The following is a 17625-nucleotide window of genomic DNA, read 5'->3' on the forward strand; positions in this document are numbered from 1 at the left end:
CCAGGGAGCCCTCGTGCGCATGCCGTCCCGCCGTACCGTCCCGCTCGCCGCCGCCGCGCTGCTCGTCAGCCTCGGCGGCGGTGCCGTCGCCGCGACCGCCGCCTCCAGCGCGCCGGAGACCGACCGCGTCTTCGTCGCGAGCGCGAAGGGGTCCGACGCCCAGCTCGCGGCCGCCGCCGCGGGCAAGGTCGGCGCACCGCTGCTGCTCACCGAGCGCGACGACCTGCCGGCGGCGACGGCGAAGGCCATCAAGCAGCTCGAGCCCCGCCAGATCGTCGTCGTCGGCGGCGGCGCGGCGGTCTCCGCCGCGGTGGAGAAGGAGCTGCGCGGGCTCGCGGGCAGCGTCAAGCGGGTCAGCGGCGCCACCGCCGAGGACACCGCAGCGGCCCTCGCGACGTTCTCCGCCGGCCTCCCGCGGGTGACTGGCCCGCAGGGCCCGGCCGGCGCGAAGGGCGCCAAGGGCGACCCCGGTGCCAAGGGCGCCCCGGGCGCTCCGGGAGCGAAGGGCGAGAAGGGCGAACCCGGCGAGAAGGGCGAGCCCGGTGAGAAGGGCGAGAAGGGCGAGCCCGGCGCGGCGGCGCCGGCCGCGGGCTTCCTGCTGTCGGGCAGCACCACGGTCGGCCAGCTCACCCCGGACGCGGAGGTCGGCTTCGGCGCGGTGACCAACGGCACCGGTTGGCAGAAGGCCGTCGTCGCCCCGCGCGACCTCGTGCTCAGCGACCTGCGCCTGTCGGTCTACTCGCCCACCACCGGCGAGGCGCTCGTGCCGGACGACCAGGTCCGGGCCTACCTGCGCGTCGAGGGCGAGGAGGAGCAGGACACGCAGGGGCACTGGTTCGCCTGCGGCACCGGCGGCGTGACCTCCGGCTGCACCTCGAACCCCGGCTCCGAGGCCGTGGTGCGCGCTGGCGAGCGCTTCTGGGTCATCGTCCCGTCGTACGGCTCGCTGGGCCTGCCGGCCGACACGGTCGTGGCGGTGAGCGTCGAGGCCCGCTGACCCGGCCCCCCGTACGGCGACGGCCGGCAGCCCCCCGAGGGGGACTGCCGGCCGTCGTGCGTCGGGGTGGCGGGATTTGAACCCACGACCTCTTCGTCCCGAACGAAGCGCGCTACCAAGCTGCGCCACACCCCGGAGTGCTCGACGAGGATAGCGGACGCGGGTCGGTGCGGGCGAACCCGTCCCCGCGGGCCGGCCGGGCGCCCGGCGCGCGGTGCGAGGATGGCGGGCATGGCTGACCTCAAGGACCGGCTCCGCGGCGACCTGACCACCGCGATCAAGGCGCGCGACGAGCTGCGCTCGGCCACGCTGCGCATGGCGCTCACCGCGGTGACGACGGAGGAGGTCGCGGGCAAGGAGCAGCGCGAGCTCAGCGACGAGGAGGTCGTCGCCGTGCTCGGGCGCGAGGCGAAGAAGCGGCGCGAGGCCGCGACCGCGTACGACGACGCGGGCCGCGCCGAGCTCGCCGCTCGCGAGCGCGACGAGCTGGGGGTCCTCGAGGCGTACCTGCCGGCGCAGCTGTCCGACGAGGAGCTGCGCGACCTCGTCGCCGCGGCCGTGGCGCAGACCGGTGCCTCCGGCCCCAGGGGGCTGGGCCAGGTCATGAAGGTCGTGCAGCCGCAGGTGGCCGGGCGGGCCGAGGGCGGGCGGGTCGCGGCCGAGGTGCGGCGCCAGCTCGCCGGCTGAGCCGGCGGCGCCCCTGGCCGCGGGTGCGCCCTCCGCGCGTGGTCGCGGCGGGGTACGGGGACCGACCGGCACCTCGGCCGCCATCTGCGCATGATCGCGGCGGGGCTACGGCGACGCCCCCGGCCGCGGTGCGGCCGGGGGCGTCGTGGTCCGTGCAGGGCGGTCAGCCGTTGCCGCGGCCGCCGCCGTTCCCGCCGCCGTTCCCGTTCCCGTTCCCGCCGCCGTTCCCGCCGCCGTTCCCGCCGCCGTTCCCGCCGCCGTTCCCGCCGCCGTTCCCGCCGCCGTTCCCGCCGCCGTTCCCGCCGCCGTTCCCGCCGCCGTTCCCGTTCCCGCCGCCGCGCGGCTGGTCGGTCGCGCGCTCGCTCGGGCGGGTGCCGGGCTCGTCGGTGGGCTCGTCGGTGGGCTCGTCGGTGGGCTCGTCGGTCGGCTCCTCGGTCGGCTCCTCGCTCGGCTCGGGGTCGGGCTCGTCCTCGCCGCCGGAGAGGTAGATCGTCACGGTGTCGCCGGGGTAGGCGCTGGAGCCGCCGCCGGGGGAGGTGTAGGCGACGTCGCCCTCGTCGACGGAGCTGGAGTCGACGCGGTCGGAGGAGACGCGCCAGGAGAAGCCCGCGTCCTCGAGCTCCTCGACCGCGCCGGAGCGGCTCTCGCCGCGCACGTCGGGCACCGTGACCGCCGCGCCGCGGACCGTCTCGGTGTCGGGCTGGACGAAGTCCTCGACCGGCAGGTCGCGGACCGCGACCTCCATGGTGTCCTTCCAGATCGGACCGGCGACGGTCGAGCCCGCCGCGGCCGAGATCGACTGGCCGTTGATGACGACGTTGCGCATCTTCTGCCGCACGATCTCGCCGTCGCGCACCCGGCCCGGGTCGCCCACCCACACGGCCGCGGCCATGTTGGGCGTGTAGCCCGCGAACCAGACGTCGTAGTTGTTGCTCGTCGTGCCGGTCTTGCCGGCGGTCGGCCGGCCGAGGTCCATGTTGCGGCCCGTGCCGTTGTCGACGACCCCCTCCGTGAGCAGGTTCGTCGCGTCGGCGACCTCCTGGTCCATCACCTGGCGGCACTCGGGCTTGGTGAAGGGGCGGCGCTCGCCGTTGCGGTCGCGGACCTCGAGCAGCGGGGTCGCGGGGCAGTGCAGGCCGCGGGCGGCGAAGGTGGCGTACGCCTCGGCGACCGTCACCGGCGCCACCTGGGCGATGCCCAGGGTGAAGGACGGGTAGCGCTCGAGCTCGTCACCCGTGGCCGTGTGGATGCCGACCCGCTCGGCCATGTCGACGGCCTTGCACTGGCTGATGATCTCCTGCAGGCCGACCGCCCAGGTGTTCACCGACCAGGCGAGGCCCTCGCGCATGTCGAACGTGCCCGAGCGCGTGGAGTTGACGACCGTGTACGGCGGGAAGTCCGCGCCGGTGTCGCAGTTCTCGAACCCGCTGAACGTGCGGGTGGCGGGCGAGCTGATCGTGCGCGAGATCGGGATGCCGTCCTCGATCGCCGCGGCCGCGGTGAAGACCTTGAACGTCGAGCCGGCCTGGAAGCCGACGCCGCCGTTGTACTTCTGGTCCACCGAGTAGTTCAGCTGCGTGTAGCCCGCCTCGTCGCTCTCGCCCCACGAGCGGTTCTGCGCCATGGCGAGGACGCGGCCGGTGCCCGGCTGCACGACGACCGAGGAGGTCGCGAAGCCGCTCTCGTCGTCGCGCGGGATGTTCTCGTCGACGGCCTCCTGCGCGCCGCGCTGCATGCGCGGCTCGAGGGTGGTGCGGATCGTCAGGCCGCCGCGCAGCAGCACGCGCTCGCGCTCACCGCGGGTCGCGCCGAAGGCGGGGTCGTCCTTGATGACGTTGACGACGTAGTCGCAGAAGAACGGGGCCTCCGTCGAGGAGCACCCGTTGCGGGTCGGCGCCTCGTTGACGCCCAGCGGCTGCTTCTTCGCCGCCGCGGCCTGCTGCGGGGTGATGGCGGCGACCTCGGGGTCGGACATCCGGTTGAGCACCGTGTTGCGCCGGACCTTCGCCCGCTCCGGGTTGATCGTCGGGTCGAGCACGCCGGGGCTCTGCACGAGCCCGGCGAGCATCGCCGACTCCTGCAGGTCCAGGTCGGCCGCGCTCTTGCGGTAGTAGTGCTGCGCGGCGGCCTCGACGCCGTACGCGCCGGAGCCGAAGTAGGCGATGTTGAGGTAGCGCTCGAGGATCTGGTCCTTGGTGAGCTTCTCCTCCAGCGCCACGGCGTAGCGCATCTCCTGGAGCTTGCGGGCGTACCCCTCCGTGCCGGAGCGCACGACGGCGGCCTGGGCCGCCGCCTCGTCGCCGCGGGCGAGGGCGGTCTCCTGCTGCACGAGCTTGACGTACTGCTGCGTGAGGGTGGACCCGCCCTGCGTGCTCTCGCCGCTCTGGTTGCTGACGAAGGCGCGCGCCGTGCCGCGCACGTCGACGCCGCCGTGCTCGTAGAACCGGTAGTCCTCGATCGCCACGATCGCCTTGCGCATCGCCGGCGACACCTTGGACAGCGGGACGTTGATGCGGTTCTCGTAGTAGAACTGCGCGATCACCCCGCCCTCGGCGTCGAGCATGGTGGTGCGCAGGGGCAGCGGCGGGGTCTGCAGGTCGGCCGGCAGCTGCTCGAAGCTGCGCGCGCCCTCCCGCCCCACGAGGCCGATCGCCCCCGTCACCGGCAGCGCGAGGCCGGCCACGAGCAGGCCGGCGACCACGGCCGCCGCCACGAACATCACCAGGCGCGCCCCGGCCTTGCCGAGGCGCAGAGAGAGACCCGCCATGCCACCACAGTAAGGGCAGGACCGGCCGGCGGGGCCGGTCGCGCGCTGTGCGGAGCGACACGGCCACGCTGCGTACGAGAACCCCTAGCACAGTTCACCGTCCGGTGGGGCCTAGTCCCTAAGGGCTACCCGAAGTTGGACCGATGGGCCCTGGTGGGGACCCCGCGGCCGGTGGGAGCCTCGTCGTACCGGCCCGGGGGCGCGAGCCGCCGGGAAGGGGGGAGCCGCGGCCGGTGGTCGCGGGGGGAGCTTCACGGGCCAGGAGGCCGGCATGACCGCAGGGTGGGACGAGGGCTGGGCGGCGCGGGGGGCGTGCCGCACGGCCGACCCGGACGCGCTGTTCGTCCAGGGCGCCGAGCAGAACCGCGCGAAGGTGGTGTGCCAGGGCTGCCCGGTGCGCACCGAGTGCCTGGCCGACGCCCTCGACAACCGCGTCGAGTTCGGCGTGTGGGGCGGGCTCACCGAGCGCGAGCGGCGCGCGCTGCTGCGCCGGCGCCCCAACGTCACCTCGTGGCGCGCCCTGCTGCAGGCCGCCCGCGAGGAGTACGAGCGCGAGGGGCAGCTGCCCGTCGCGATGTGACGCGCCGCCGCGCGGCACCACGGGCTCCGGGGGGAGCACGGCCGGCGCGCGGGGCCTGGCAGGCAGGTCCGGAGGGGGTCCGGGACCGCCCTAGGCCTCGCGCGCCAGGTCGCGCGCGACGGCCCGCAGCCCGTCGAGGTCGTGCACGTCCTCCGCGCGCGCCCGCACCTCGACCACGGGGACCGCGGGGTGCGCCCCCGTGAACCGCTCGCGCAGGCGCTGCTCGCGCCGCACCGTGGCGGCCCGCTCGGCGTGCAGGCGCAGCAGCTCGGCGGCGAGCTCCGCGTCGCGCGGGGCCCGCCCGCCCTCGGCCAGCTCGTCGAGCCGGTCCGCCGCGTCGCCCGCCCGACCGGCGGACAGCCGCGGGGCGGCCGTGGTGTGCACCCGGTTGAGCACGAGCCCCGCCAGGGGCATGCCGTCGGCCGCGAGCCGGTCGACGAAGTACGACGCCTCCCGCAGCGCGTCCGCCTCCGGCGCCGCGACGACGACGAACGCCGTGCCGGGCGCCGCGAGCAGCTCGTACGTCGCCTCGGCGCGCTCGCGGAAGCCGCCGAACATCGTGTCCAGGGCCGCGATGAACCCCTGCAGGTCGTGCAGGACCTGCCCGCCGAGCACCTTGGTGAGCACGCCGGTCACCGCGCCCACGCCGGCGCTGAAGACCTTGAGGTACGCCCGGCCGCCCGCCTTGGCCGGTGCCATGAGCAGGCGGATGAAGCGCCCGTCGAGGAACGAGCCGAGCCGCTGCGGGGCGTCGAGGAAGTCCAGCGCCGACCGGCTGGGCGGGGTGTCGACGACGACGAGGTCCCAGCGGCCCTCGGCCTGCAGCTGGCCGAGGCGCTCCATCGCCATGTACTCCTGCGTGCCGGAGAAGCTCGACGAGAGCGCCTGGTAGAAGGGGTTGGCGAAGATCGTCGCCGCCCGCTCGGGGGTGCTGTGCTCGAGGACGATCCCGTCGAACGTCCGCTTCATGTCGAGCATCATCGCGTCGAGCCGCCCGCCGGCCGCGCCGTCGACGCCCGCCACCGGGTGCGGCTCGTTGCCGAGCTCCTCCAGGCCCATCGCCTGCGCCAGCCGCCGGGCCGGGTCGATGGTGAGGACGACGACCGTGCGCCCCCGCTCGGCCGCCCGCAGGGCCAGCGCGGCCGCCGTCGTGGTCTTGCCGACGCCGCCGGAGCCGCAGCACACGACGATGCGGGTGGCGGGGTCGCCGACGACGGCGTCGAGGTCGAGCAGCGGGGTCGCGCGGCGCCGCGGCGGCGCGGGGGAGGCTGGGGCGCTCACGCCGGACCGCCCCCGGCGGCCCGCGCGGGCGCCCCGGCCAGCGGCGCGAGGTCCTCCGCGAAGCGGTAGAGCGCCCCCAGGTCGACGCCCTCGGCGAGCAGCGGCAGCTCGAGCACGGGGCGGTCCAGCGCCGCGACGCGCTCGCGCTGGCGCGCCTCGAGCGCGGCCCGCGCGGCGTGCTCGGCCCCCACCGCGAGCAGCGCGTCGAGCACGGCCGGGTCGGGCTCGAGCCCGCCCGCGCGCAGCGCCTCGGCCACCCCGTCGCGGGGGAGCCCGCCCTCGGCGGCCGCCGCGAGGACCGCGGGCTCGAGCCGGGGGTCGCGGGCCATGTTGACCACGACGGCCCCCACCGGCAGGCCGGCCGCCCGCAGTTCGGCGACGGCGTCGACGGTCTCCTGCACGGGCATCTCCTCGAGCAGCGTCACCAGGTGCACGGCCGTGCGGGGCGAGGCGAGCAGCCCCATGATCGAGTCGGCCTGGCTCCGGATCGGCCCGACCTTCGCCAGCCCGGCCACCTCGCTGTTGACGTTGAGGAAGCGCACGACCCGGCCCGTCGGCGGGGCGTCCATGACCACGGCGTCGTACACCGGGCGCCCGTCGCGGTCCCGGCGCCCCACGGCCTCGTACGCCTTGCCGGTGAGGAGCACGTCGCGCAGCCCGGGGGCGATCGTCGTCGCGAAGTCGACCGCGCCGACCTTCTTGAGCCCGCGCCCGGCGCGGCCCAGCCGGTAGAAGAGCTCGAGGTACTCGAGCAGGGCCTCCTCGGCGTCGATCGCCAGGGCTAGCACCTCGCCGCCGCCGGGCGCGACGGCGACCCGGCGCTCCTCGTACGGCAGCGGGGGCGCGTCGAAGAGCTGCGCGACGCCCTGGCGGCCCTCGACCTCGACGAGCAGGACCCGCCGCCCGCCGGTCGCGAGGGCCAGCGCGAGGGCCGCGGCGACCGTGGTCTTGCCCGTGCCGCCCTTGCCGCTCACCACGTGCAGGCGGACCCCGTCGGGGGCGGCGCCGCCCGGGCCCTGCCGCCTCGTGGTCACGGGGGCGAGCCTAGCGAGGGGACCACTAGGGTGCCTGCCATGGCCAAGTGGGAGTACGTCACCGTGCCGCTGCTCGTGCACGCCACCAAGCAGATCCTCGACACCTGGGGCGACGACGGGTGGGAGCTCGTGCAGGTCGTGCCGGGCCCGTCCGGGCCGGAGCAGCTGGTGGCGTACCTCAAGCGGGAGAAGGCGTGAGCGCGCCCGAGGAGGCCCTGGCCGGCCTCGGGCTCGCGCTGCCGCCGGTCGCCGTGCCGGCGGGGGCGTACGTCCCCGCGGTGCGCACCGGCTCCCTCGTCTTCACCGCGGGGCAGATCCCCGTCGTCGACGGGCAGGTGCAGGCCACCGGCAAGGTCGGCGGCGCCGTGACCCCCGAGCGGGCGCGCGAGCTGGCGCGGCTGTGCGCCCTCAACGGCCTCGCCGCGGTCAGGGCCGAGGTCGGCGACCTGTCCCGGGTGCGCCGCGTGGTCAAGGTCGTCGGGTTCGTGGCGAGCGAGCCCGGGTTCGACGGGCAGCCCGGCGTCGTCGACGGCGCCAGCGAGCTGCTCGGGCAGGTGTTCGGCGACGCGGGGCGGCACGCGCGCAGCGCGGTCGGGGTGGCCGTGCTGCCCAAGGACGTCCCCGTCGAGGTGGAGCTCGTCGTCGAGGTCGAGTGACCCAGCACGCCTCGCCCGCGGCCGCCGAGCAGCCGGTCGTCGACACCGCGTACGCCCGCCTCGACGAGCTGCGCAGCACCGCGCAGGAGCGCCTCGACGCCGTGCGGCGCTCCCGCCCGTCGGGCACCGCGCAGAGCCGCTCCGAGCGCGACGCCTTCGCCCAGCTCTACGAGGACCGCCTCGCGCAGCTGCGCGGCGTAGAGGACCGGCTCGTCTTCGGCCGGCTCGACCTGCGCGACGGCACCACGCGCTACGTGGGCCGCATCGGGATGTCCGACGAGGACCAGCGCCAGCTGCTCGTCGACTGGCGCGCCCCCGGGGCCGAGCAGTTCTACCAGGCCACCGCGGCCGCGGCGGGCGACGTCGTGCGCCGCCGGCACATCGCCCTGCGCGGGCGCACCGTCACCGGGGTCGAGGACGAGGTGCTCGACCTCGACGCGCCCGCCGAGGGCGACCTCGTGCTCAGCGGCGAGGGCGCGCTCATGGCCGCGCTCGCCGAGCACCGCACCGGGCGCATGCGCGACATCGTCGGCACCATCCAGGCCGAGCAGGACCGCGTGGTGCGCGCGCCGCTCGCCGGCGTCCTCGTGGTGCAGGGCGGCCCCGGCACCGGCAAGACCGCGGTGGCCCTGCACCGCGCGGCGTACCTGCTCTACACGCACCGCGAGCGCCTCGAGCGCAGCGGTGTCCTCGTCGTCGGGCCGAGCCCGGTGTTCCTGCGCTACATCGAGCAGGTCCTGCCGAGCCTCGGCGAGACCGGCGTCGTGATGTCGACCCCGGCCGAGCTCTACCCCGGCGTCGTCGCGCGCGGCGCGGAGGACCCGCGGGCGGCGGCCCTCAAGGGCGACCTGCGCATGGCCAAGGTCGTGCGCCGCGCCGTCGACGCGCGCCAGGTGGTGCCGGCCGAGCCGGTGCCGCTGCGCGTGGAGGGCACCACGGTGCACCTGCGCCCGCAGGTCGTGGCCGAGGCCCGGGCCCGGGCGCGGCGCTCGGGCAAGCCGCACAACGCGGTCCGCGCCACCTTCGTCAAGCAGGTCCTGGACTCGCTGCTCGGCCAGCTCGCCCGCGAGCTGCGCGTCACCCTCGACGAGCACAGCCGCCCCGAGCTGCTCGCCTCGCTGCGCGAGGCGCCCGACGTGCGCCGCGAGGTCAACCTCTGCTGGATGCCGCTCACCCCCGAGCGGCTGCTCGCGGACCTCCTCGCCGACCCGCGCCGGCTGGCCGCGGCGGCCCCCTGGACGACCCCCGCGCAGCGCCGCCTGCTCGCGCGCCCGCGCGACGCGGCCTGGACCCCGGCCGACGTGCCGCTGCTCGACGAGGCCGCGGAGCTGCTCGGCGAGGACGACACCGCCGCCCGGCTCGAGGCGCGCCGGGCGGCGGCCGAGCGGGCCGCCGAGGTCCGCTACGCCCAGGGCGCCCTGCAGCTCAGCGGCGCCGGGGCGATGGTGAGCGCGGAGCTGCTCGCCGACCGCTTCGCCGACCACGGCCCGCGCCTGAGCCTCGCCGAGCGCGCCGGGGCCGACCGCACCTGGGCCTTCGGGCACGTCGTCGTCGACGAGGCCCAGGAGCTCACCCCGATGCACTGGCGCCTGCTCGCGCGCCGCTGCCCCAGCCGCTCCATGACCCTCGTCGGCGACGTCGCGCAGACCGCCGCGCTGGGCGGCGCGACCTCGTGGGCCGCCGCGCTCGACCCGGTGCTCGAGGGGCGCTGGACGCTCGAGGAGCTCACGGTCGGCTACCGCACCCCCGCCGGCATCACCGCCGTGGCGGCGGGCGTGCTCGAGGCCGCCGGGGTCGACGTGCGCCCGCCGCGCGCCGCGCGCGAGGGGGAGCCGCCGGTGGCCCACCGCCTCGCGCGCACCGACGCGGCGGCGGTGGCGGGGGTGCTGCGCGGCGAGCTGGCGCGCCTCGGGGGCGGCCGGCTGGCCGTCGTCGTCCCCCGCCGCGGGCACGAGGACCTCGCCGCCGGGCTGCCCGGCCTGCTCCCCCCCGGCACCGTCGGCGCCGGGGGCCTGGACGACGCCCCGGTCTCGGTGCTCGACGTCGAGCAGGTCAAGGGCCTGGAGTTCGACGTGGTGGTGCTCGTCGAGCCGCTCGACGTGCTGGAGCAGTCCCCGCGCGGCGCCAACGACCTCTACGTCGCCCTCACCCGGCCGACCCAGCGGCTCGTCGTGGTCCACGCCCGCGACCTGCCCCCGGGCATGGGGGCGCTGCGCGCGCTCGACCGGAGCGCCTGAGGCTCAGTCCTCGTCGTCCGGCTCGAGCAGGTGCCGGGCGAGCGCCGCCTCGAACCCCGCGGTGAACGCCCGCAGCGCCAGCGGCAGGACGTCCGCGGTCACGGCCTGCGTGGCGCGCACCCGTGCGGCCACCTCGCGGGCCGCCGCGGCGGCCGCCAGGTGGCACTCGACGACGACGTCGTGCGTCACGCCGGCCCCGTGCAGGTCCGCGCCCAGCGCGGCGAGCGCCCTCGTCGTCCACCACGAGCCGTCCTCGCCGCGGCGCAGGATGCCCGCCGCCTGCAGCTCCTCCGGCAGGGACGGGCGGATCGCCCGGACGAGGTCCATGCCCCCCTCGGCGAGGGGGACCGCGTCGTCCTCCCACGGCCCGCCCCGCGCCGGCCCCACCGGACCGAGCAGGCCCGCGTACACGAGCGGGGTCTCCACCACGAAGCGGATCGCCTCGAGCGAGAAGCCGCGCTCCTGGAGGTCGCGCACGAGCATGAGCCGCGCCACGTGGTTCCCGCCGTAGTAGGCCCGCCCCCCGACCACCTCCGGCGGGTCGAGCAGGCCCCGCGACTGGTGCGCGCGCACGTTCCGCGGCGTCATGCCCACCAGCTCGGCCAGCTCCTCCACCGTCAGGCCCCTGCTCCCCGGCACCCCGTACCCCCGTCCCCGTGACCGCTCCTCCCAGCGCGAGGGAGGGCGACCGCACCGTAACCGCTCCCACCGGCGGCGCACGACGGACTCGGCCGGGCAGGAGCCCGTACGATCCGCCGCGTGACCGCCGTCCCGCGCTCGGCCCCCGTCCCGGAGGCGGGCCGGGCCCGGGCGCGCGCCTGGCTCGCCGGCGGGCTGGAGCCGGTGCCGGCGCGCGACGCCGCGACGGTGCTGCTGCTGCGCGACGGGGTGCGGGGGCTGGAGGTCTACCTGCAGCGGCGCTCCGGGGCGCTGGCGTTCGCCGGGGGGATGCACGCCTTCCCGGGCGGGACCGTCGACCCCGCCGACCGCGACGGGGGTGCCGCCGCGTGGGTGGACCCGCCGTCGGCGCAGGACGCCCGGCGGCTCGGCGGGCCCGCCGCCGCGCTGCTGCGCGCCGCGGCCCGCGAGTGCCTGGAGGAGTGCGGGGTGCTCCCGGCGCTCGACGCCGACGGCCGGCCCGCCGGTCCCGTGCCGCCCGGCGACCGCGCCGACCTGCTCGCCGGCGCGGTGGGCCTCGACGGGGTGCTGGCCCGCAACGGGCTGCGGCTGTCCGCCGCGCTGCTGCGCCCCTGGTCGCGCTGGGTCACGCCGCTGGACCAGCCCCGGCGGTACGACACCCGCTTCGTCGCCGCGGCGCTGCCGCCGGGGCAGGAGCCGTACGAGACCGGGGGCGAGTCCGCCGGCGGGGCCTGGGTGCGCCCCGCCGACGCGCTGCACGAGCACGCCGCGGGGCGCCGGGCCATGCTCCTGCCCACGCAGGCCGCGCTCGCCGAGCTGGCGCCGCTGCCCACCGTCGCCGCGGCGCTGCGGGCCGCCGAGGACCGGGACTGCGCGCCGGTGCTGCCGCGGGTCGTCGAGCGCGACGGGCGCCTCGTCGTCGAGGTGGTCCCGTGAGCGGCGCTCCCGGCGGCCCGGAGCCGGCGCCGCCGCTCCCGCCGTGGGTCGCGCTCGTGCGCGCGCCCAACCCCGGCCCCATGACGCTGGAGGGCACCAACACCTGGGTGCTGGGCACGGCCGGCGGCGTGGTCGTCGTCGACCCGGGGCCGCTGCACGAGGAGCACCTGCGCCGCGTCGCCGCGCACGGGCCGGTGCTGCGCACCGTCCTCACCCACGGGCACCCCGACCACGCCGAGGGCGCCCGGCGCTTCGCCGCGCTCACCGGCGCGCCGGTGCTGGCCCGGGACCCGGCGCTCGCCCTCGACGGGCCGGCGCTCGCCGCGGGGCCGCTCCCGCTCGACGCCGCTCCCGGCGCCGCGCCGCCCGGGCTCGACGTCGAGGTCCTGCTCACCCCGGGGCACACCGCGGACTCCGTGTGCCTGCTCGTGCGCGGCCCGGACGGCGCGCGGGCCCTGCTCACCGGCGACACGGTGCTCGGGCGCGGCACCACGGTCGTGGCGCACCCGGACGGGCGGCTGGGCGACTACCTCGCCTCGCTGCGCCGGCTCGCCGCGCTGGGGCCGCTGCCGGTGCTGCCCGGGCACGGACCGCCGCGCCCCGACGCCGGGGCCGCGGCGCGGGCGTACCTCGCCCACCGCGAGCAGCGCCTCGCCGAGGTCCGCGCGGCCCTCGCCGCCGGCGCGCGCACCCCGGCCGAGGTGGTGGCCGCGGTCTACCCGGACCTGCCGGCGGCGCTGCGCCCGGCCGCCGAGCGCACGGTGCGCGCCGCCCTCGTGCTCCTCGGGCAGGAGGGGCTCAGCGCGAGCGGCGCGTGAGGCGCTCCACGTCGAGGATGACGACGGCCCGGGCCTCGTGGCGCAGCCAGCCGCGCTGGGCGAAGTCGGCGAGGGCCTTGTTGACCGTCTCGCGCGAGGCGCCGACGAGCTGCGCGAGCTCCTCCTGCGTGAGGTCGTGCGTCACGTGGATGCCGTCCTCGCTCTGCACGCCGAAGCGCTTGGCGAGGTCGAGCAGGGCCTTGGCCACGCGGCCGGGGACGTCGGAGAAGACGAGGTCGGCCAGCGTGTCGTTCGTGCGGCGCAGGCGCTGGGCGAGCGCGCGCAGCAGCTGGGTGGCCACCTCGGGGCGACCGGTGAGCCACGGCTGCAGGTCGGCGTGCCCCAGGGCGATGAGCGTGGTCGAGGTGACCGCCGTCGCGGTCGCGGTGCGCGGGCCCGGGTCGAAGAGCGACAGCTCGCCGAACATCTCGCCCGGGCCCTGGATCGCGAGCAGGTTCTCGCGCCCGTCCGAGGAGGTGCGGCCGAGCTTGATCTTGCCCGAGGTGACCACGTAGAGCTGGTCGCCCGGCTGGCCCTCGTGGAAGAGCACGTCGCCGCGCGAGAGCCGCACCTCGGTCATGCTCGCCCGCAGCGCGGACGCCGCCTCGTCGTCGAGCGCCGCGAACAGAGGGGCCCCCCGGACGTCGCCCTGCCGGTCCTCTGCCACCGCGGTTCCTCCTGCTCGACGTGCTGGTCCCGCGGTCGCGCCGCGGGGTCCGTCACCGGATCGTGACACGGCCCATACTGCCGCACGCCCGCACGGGGCGCCGGGAGGTGCCGCCGCGCAGCGCCCGGCGCGCCCGGCCCGGCGCCCGCCCGGCGCCCGCCCGGCGCCCGCTCAGCGGCGCGCGAACGGACCCTGCAGCGGCAGTGCCGCGAGGCAGCTCGACGGGTCCTCCCGGTAGCGCGCGATGAGCTCGGTGGTGGCCTCGTCGATCCAGCGGTGCAGCGTCGTCCGGTACGCCGACAGGTCCTGCTCCGCCCGCTCGAGCCGGGCCACGAGGGCCGCCCGCTCGGCCGGGTCCTCGCCCGGCAGGCTCGCCCACAGCACCGCGAGGTCCGGCAGCGGCGGCGCCTCGCCGTCCTGGCGCACCCGCACCAGCGCCGTGCGCCGGCTCGCGGCCGCACCCGTGCTCAGCGCCTCGCGCAGCCTCTGCGGGTCCGGCGGCGAGGGGGCCCGCCGCGAGCGCGCGTCGCCGCGCACGACGTCCAGCCGCGCCTGGATGAGGCGGCGCCAGTACGAGACGCGGTCCTCCTCCGTGGCGAGCTCGCCGCGGTACGCCCGCAGCTGCTCCAGCGGCAGGTGCGCGAGGTCAGCGCACCGCTCCAGTCCCGTTCCCACCATGTCGTCCGTGCTCCCGTCGGCCGAGGGCCCGTCCGTGGGCCCTCCTCCCCAGGACCGTCGTCGCCGCCGCCGCGGCGCTTGAGGCGCGGCGGCGCGGATCACCCGAGCGGGGGGCGGTCGACCGGTCGTACCCTTCCGGGGTGCCCGTCGCCGCCCGTACCGCCGCCCGCTGGGCGGAGGAGACCCCGCTGGGCCGCACCCGCCGCGCGCGCCGGATGCACCGGCTCCTCGCCGAGCGCTACCCGGAGGCCCGGTGCGAGCTGGACTTCGCCGACCCGCTGCAGCTGCTCGTCGCGACGGTCCTGTCCGCGCAGACGACGGACGTGCGGGTCAACCTCGTGACGCCGGTGCTCTTCGCGCGCTACCGCACGGCGGCGGACTACGCCGCGGCGGACCGCGAGGAGCTCGAGGGGATCATCCAGTCCACGGGCTTCTACCGGGCGAAGGCGAACAGCCTCCTCAACCTGGGGACGCAGCTCTGCGAGCGGTTCGGCGGGGAGGTGCCGCCGCGGCTGGAGGACCTCGTCACCCTGCCGGGCGTCGGGCGCAAGACCGCCAACGTCGTGCTCGGCAACGCCTTCGGCGTGCCCGGCATCACCGTCGACACGCACTTCGGGCGCCTCGCGCGCCGGTTCGGCTGGACCGCCTCGGAGGACCCGGTGCGGGTCGAGGCCGAGGTCGGCGACCTGTTCCCGCCGCGCGACTGGACGATGCTGTCGCACCGGCTCATCTGGCACGGGCGGCGCACCTGCCACGCACGGCGCCCCGCCTGCGGCGCCTGCCCGGTCGCCGCGCTGTGCCCCTCGTACGGCGAGGGCGAGACCGACCCCGAGCGGGCGCGCAAGCTCCTCAAGTACGAGCTCGCCGGCACGTGAGCGCCCCGCCCGCCGCCGCGCCGGGGGTGCCGGCGTGGCTGGCCCCCGTCGCCGCGCTGCCCGGGCGCCTCGGCCCGTACGACCTGAGCCGGCTGCGCCCGCCGCGCGGCGACGAGCGGCCGGGCGCCGTGCTCGTGCTGTTCGGCGAGGGCGACGAGGGGCCCGACCTGCTGCTCATCGAGCGCGCGGCGACGCTGCGCTCGCACTCCGGCCAGCCCGCCTTCCCCGGCGGGGCCCAGGACCCCGGCGACGACGGCCCCGCGGGCGCCGCGCTGCGCGAGGCGCAGGAGGAGACCGGCCTGGACCCGGCGGGCGTGCAGGTGCTCGGGCTGCTGCCGGCCCTGTGGGTCCCCGTCAGCGGCTTCGCGGTGGTGCCCGTGCTCGCCTGGTGGCGCGAGCCCTCGCCGGTGCGGGTGGTCGACCCCGCGGAGTGCGCCGCGGTGCACCGGGTGCCGATCGCCGAGCTCCTCGACCCGGCGCACCGGGTGCGCACCCGGCACCCGTCCGGGCACGTCGGGCCCGCCTTCGCGGTGCGCGGGATGCTCGTCTGGGGCTTCACCGCGGGGATCCTCGACCGGGTGCTGCACCACGCGGGGTGGGAGCGCCCCTGGGACGAGAGCCGCGTCGTCCCCGCCCCGGCCGACCCGCCGAGGGACGTGCCGCCGGCGTGAGGGCCCGCTGACGTGGACCTCACCTGGGTGGACGCCGCCCTGCTCCTCGCCTGCCTGGCCGTGGGGCTCTCCGGGCTGCGCCAGGGCTTCCTCGTGGGCCTGCTGAGCTTCGCCGGCTTCCTCGGCGGCGGCGTGCTCGGCATGCTCCTCGTGCCCGAGGTCGTCGGCTCGTGGGACCCGGGCCTCGCGCAGGTCGTCGCCGCGGTCGCGCTCGTCGTCGCGGTGGCCACGGTGGGGCAGGTGCTGCTCGGCTGGGCGGCGCTGCGGCTGCGCGCCGCGCTGCGCTGGCGCCCGGCGCGGATGCTCGACTCCGGCGCCGGCGCGCTGCTGGGGGTGGCCTCGCTGCTCGTCGTCGCGTGGTTCGTCGGCGCCGCGCTGCGCCAGGCGCCGCTGCCGACGGTGGCCCGCGAGGTCGCGGCCTCGCGCGTGCTCAGCGCGGTGGACCGGGTCATGCCCGACGACGCGCAGGGCCTCTTCGGCTCCTTCCGCTCGGTGCTCGGCGACAACGGCTTCCCGCAGGTGTTCGGCGGCCTCTCGCCCGAGCGCATCGCGCCGGTCGACCCGCCCTCGGGCGGGGCCGTCGGGTCGGCCGGGGTGCGCGGCGCCGCCGGCAGCGTGGTGCGCCTGGACGGGCAGGCGCGGGACTGCGGCCGCAGCATCGAGGGGTCCGGCTTCGTGTACGAGGACGGGCTCGTCATGACGAACGCGCACGTCGTCGCCGGGGTGGACGAGCCGCGGGTGCGGGTCGGCGGGCGCGGCGCGAGCCTCGAGGGCGAGGTCGTCGTCTTCGACCCCCAGCGCGACCTCGCCGTCGTGCGCGTGCCCGGCCTCGACGCGCCGCCGCTGCAGTTCGTCGAGGGCGCGGGCCGCGGCGACGAGGCCGTCGTCGCCGGCTTCCCGCGCGGGGGGCCGTACCGGCTCGACCCCGCCCGCGTCCGCGAGCAGATCACCGCGCGGGGGCAGGACATCTACGACGAGCGGCGCGTGGCCCGCTCGGTGCTCTCGCTCTACGCCCTCGTGCAGCCGGGCAACTCCGGCGGCCCGCTGCTGGCGCCCGACGGGCGGGTGTACGGCGTCGTCTTCGCCAAGTCCCTCGACGACCCCGACACCGGCTACGCGCTGAGCCTCGAGGAGGTCGCGCCCGTCGCCGAGGCCGGACGGACCGCCGACGGCCCGGTGGACACGCGCGGCTGCACCGGCTGAGCGGCACCGCCGGCGCGCCCGGCCCGGCCTCAGCCGGGGCGCGCGAGCCAGTCGAGCAGGACCTCGCCGAACGCCCCCGGGTCCTCCTCGTGGGGGAAGTGCCCGGTGCCGGGCAGCTGCGCCCAGCGGTACGGCCCCCGCACGTGCGCGCCGCTGCCGGCGGCGGTGGTGGGCAGGACCGACGGGTCGAGGCTGCCGTGCACCTGCAGCACCGGCAGCTCGACGGGGCGGCGCATCGCGTGGGCGTAGCGCAGGCCGTCGCTGCGCGCCACGGAGCGCACGGCCCAGCGGAAGGTCTCCAGCGCGCAGTGCGCGGCCCCCGGGATCCGCAGCGCCGCGGCGTAGTAGTCCTCGGCCTCGCGGTCGGGGAACGCGCCCGGCCCGGACCAGGCGCGCAGCAGCCCGGCGACCGTCCCCTCGGCGGCGAGGTGCCGCTCGGGCAGCACGGGCAGCTGGAAGCGCAGGGCCCCGCGGCTCGCCGCCATCTGCGCCGGGTCGGTGAGCAGGGCGGTGCGCAGCCGCCGGGGGTGCGCCGCGGAGACCACGCACACCCGCGACACGACCTGCGGGTGCGCGACGGCGGCCGTCCAGGCGAGCAGCCCGCCCCACCCGTGGCCCACGACCACGGCCCGCTCCACCCCCAGCGCGCGCACCACGCCGGCGACGTCGCCGACGAGGGTCGGGGGGTCGTACCCGCGCGGGGGCTTGTCGCTCGCGCCGTAGCCGCGCAGGTCCACGGCCGCGGCCCGCCAGCCGGCCGCGGCGAGCGGCTCGAGCAGGTGCCGCCAGGCCCACCAGCACTCGGGGAAGCCGTGCAGGAGCAGCACGAGCGGGCCCTCGCCCACCTCGGCGACGTGGAACCGGGCCCCGTTGGCGCTCACCATGCGGTGGCTCCAGGG

The 17625-nt window shown here is 77.7% G+C and carries 18 protein-coding genes and 1 tRNA gene; 11 read left to right on the forward strand and 8 right to left on the reverse strand.

Annotation, left to right across the window (positions count from 1 at the left end; genetic code table 11):
- Positions 1–19: 19 nt before the first annotated feature.
- Positions 20–997: a cell wall-binding repeat-containing protein gene (locus D5H78_RS20180; protein ID WP_218566095.1), complete on the forward strand. Its 978-nt coding sequence runs from the start codon at positions 20–22 to the stop codon at positions 995–997.
- 61 nt (positions 998–1058) lie between these two features.
- Here D5H78_RS20180 and D5H78_RS01175 read toward each other — a convergent pair.
- Positions 1059–1132 (reverse strand) — tRNA-Pro (locus tag D5H78_RS01175).
- Between the two features lie 96 nt (positions 1133–1228).
- Here D5H78_RS01175 and D5H78_RS01180 point away from each other — a divergent pair.
- Positions 1229–1684, forward strand: coding sequence for a GatB/YqeY domain-containing protein (locus D5H78_RS01180; RefSeq protein WP_165865548.1), 456 nt, complete (start codon positions 1229–1231; stop codon positions 1682–1684).
- A gap of 163 nt (positions 1685–1847) precedes the next feature.
- On the opposite strand, the gene D5H78_RS01185 is transcribed toward D5H78_RS01180, so the two are convergent.
- Complete coding sequence (locus D5H78_RS01185) at positions 1848–4451, reverse strand: transglycosylase domain-containing protein (protein ID WP_119948588.1); 2604 nt, start codon at positions 4449–4451, stop codon at positions 1848–1850.
- A 271-nt stretch (positions 4452–4722) separates the two neighbouring features.
- On the opposite strand from D5H78_RS01185, the gene D5H78_RS01190 reads away from it, so the two are divergent.
- On the forward strand, positions 4723–5031 hold the full coding sequence (locus D5H78_RS01190; RefSeq protein WP_119948589.1) for a WhiB family transcriptional regulator: 309 nt from the start codon (positions 4723–4725) through the stop codon (positions 5029–5031).
- Positions 5032–5121: 90 nt separating this feature from the next.
- Here D5H78_RS01190 and bagB read toward each other — a convergent pair whose 3' ends face one another.
- Both bagB and bagA read right to left on the reverse strand, forming a co-directional pair.
- Entirely contained in the window at positions 5122–6312 is a 1191-nt protein-coding gene (gene bagB, locus D5H78_RS01195; RefSeq protein WP_119948590.1) for an ArsA family ATPase, read from the reverse strand.
- Entirely contained in the window at positions 6309–7346 is a 1038-nt protein-coding gene (gene bagA, locus D5H78_RS01200) for an ATPase BagA (protein WP_119948591.1), read from the reverse strand. The genes bagB and bagA overlap by 4 nt, the downstream gene beginning before the upstream one ends.
- A 39-nt stretch (positions 7347–7385) precedes the next feature.
- Here bagA and sp36 point away from each other — a divergent pair, with 39 nt between their 5' ends.
- From sp36 to D5H78_RS01215, 3 genes are read left to right on the forward strand one after another with little or no spacing between them, the layout of a single operon-like run.
- Complete coding sequence (gene sp36, locus D5H78_RS01205) at positions 7386–7544, forward strand: Sp36 family protein (protein ID WP_119948592.1); 159 nt, start codon at positions 7386–7388, stop codon at positions 7542–7544.
- Complete coding sequence (locus D5H78_RS01210) at positions 7541–8002, forward strand: RidA family protein (RefSeq protein WP_119948593.1); 462 nt, start codon at positions 7541–7543, stop codon at positions 8000–8002. Before sp36 ends, D5H78_RS01210 begins: the two co-directional genes overlap by 4 nt.
- The gene (locus tag D5H78_RS01215; RefSeq protein WP_119948594.1) at positions 7999–10239 is read left to right on the forward strand and encodes a HelD family protein; all 2241 of its coding nucleotides are present in this window, start codon (positions 7999–8001) and stop codon (positions 10237–10239) included. Before D5H78_RS01210 ends, D5H78_RS01215 begins: the two co-directional genes overlap by 4 nt.
- Before the next feature lie 3 nt (positions 10240–10242).
- Here D5H78_RS01215 and D5H78_RS01220 read toward each other — a convergent pair whose 3' ends face one another.
- Positions 10243–10854, reverse strand: a complete 612-nt coding sequence (locus D5H78_RS01220; RefSeq protein ID WP_119948595.1) for a MerR family transcriptional regulator — start codon at positions 10852–10854, stop codon at positions 10243–10245.
- A gap of 144 nt (positions 10855–10998) precedes the next feature.
- On the opposite strand from D5H78_RS01220, the gene D5H78_RS01225 reads away from it, so the two are divergent.
- The gene (locus D5H78_RS01225; protein ID WP_119948596.1) at positions 10999–11814 is read left to right on the forward strand and encodes an NUDIX hydrolase; all 816 of its coding nucleotides are present in this window, start codon (positions 10999–11001) and stop codon (positions 11812–11814) included.
- Positions 11811–12632, forward strand: a complete 822-nt coding sequence (locus tag D5H78_RS01230) for an MBL fold metallo-hydrolase (protein ID WP_218566096.1) — start codon at positions 11811–11813, stop codon at positions 12630–12632. Before D5H78_RS01225 ends, D5H78_RS01230 begins: the two co-directional genes overlap by 4 nt.
- Here the strand turns inward: D5H78_RS01230 and D5H78_RS01235 are convergent.
- Positions 12613–13299 carry a Crp/Fnr family transcriptional regulator gene (locus D5H78_RS01235; protein ID WP_245941569.1) on the reverse strand — a complete coding sequence of 229 codons (687 nt, stop codon included), beginning with the start codon at positions 13297–13299 and terminating at the stop codon, positions 12613–12615. The two genes, D5H78_RS01230 and D5H78_RS01235, sit on opposite strands and share 20 nt — an antisense overlap.
- Positions 13300–13470: 171 nt before the next feature.
- Positions 13471–13977 carry an RsiG family protein gene (locus tag D5H78_RS01240; protein ID WP_119948597.1) on the reverse strand — a complete coding sequence of 169 codons (507 nt, stop codon included), beginning with the start codon at positions 13975–13977 and terminating at the stop codon, positions 13471–13473.
- A 215-nt stretch (positions 13978–14192) separates the two neighbouring features.
- On the opposite strand from D5H78_RS01240, the gene nth reads away from it, so the two are divergent.
- Genes nth through D5H78_RS01255 form a run of 3 tightly spaced genes read left to right on the forward strand, consistent with a single transcriptional unit; the run spans position 14193 to position 16726 of the window.
- Positions 14193–14852, forward strand: coding sequence for an endonuclease III (gene nth, locus D5H78_RS01245; protein ID WP_119949257.1), 660 nt, complete (start codon positions 14193–14195; stop codon positions 14850–14852).
- Positions 14849–15523, forward strand: a complete 675-nt coding sequence (locus D5H78_RS01250) for an NUDIX hydrolase (RefSeq protein WP_218566098.1) — start codon at positions 14849–14851, stop codon at positions 15521–15523. Before nth ends, D5H78_RS01250 begins: the two co-directional genes overlap by 4 nt.
- Positions 15524–15535: 12 nt before the next feature.
- Positions 15536–16726, forward strand: coding sequence for a MarP family serine protease (locus D5H78_RS01255; RefSeq protein ID WP_119948599.1), 1191 nt, complete (start codon positions 15536–15538; stop codon positions 16724–16726).
- 29 nt (positions 16727–16755) lie between these two features.
- Here the strand turns inward: D5H78_RS01255 and D5H78_RS01260 are convergent, their stop codons facing one another.
- Entirely contained in the window at positions 16756–17610 is an 855-nt protein-coding gene (locus D5H78_RS01260; RefSeq protein WP_119949258.1) for an alpha/beta fold hydrolase, read from the reverse strand.
- Positions 17611–17625 lie beyond the last annotated feature (15 nt).

This window comes from Vallicoccus soli (assembly GCF_003594885.1).
Lineage (GTDB): Bacteria > Actinomycetota > Actinomycetes > Motilibacterales > Motilibacteraceae > Vallicoccus > Vallicoccus soli.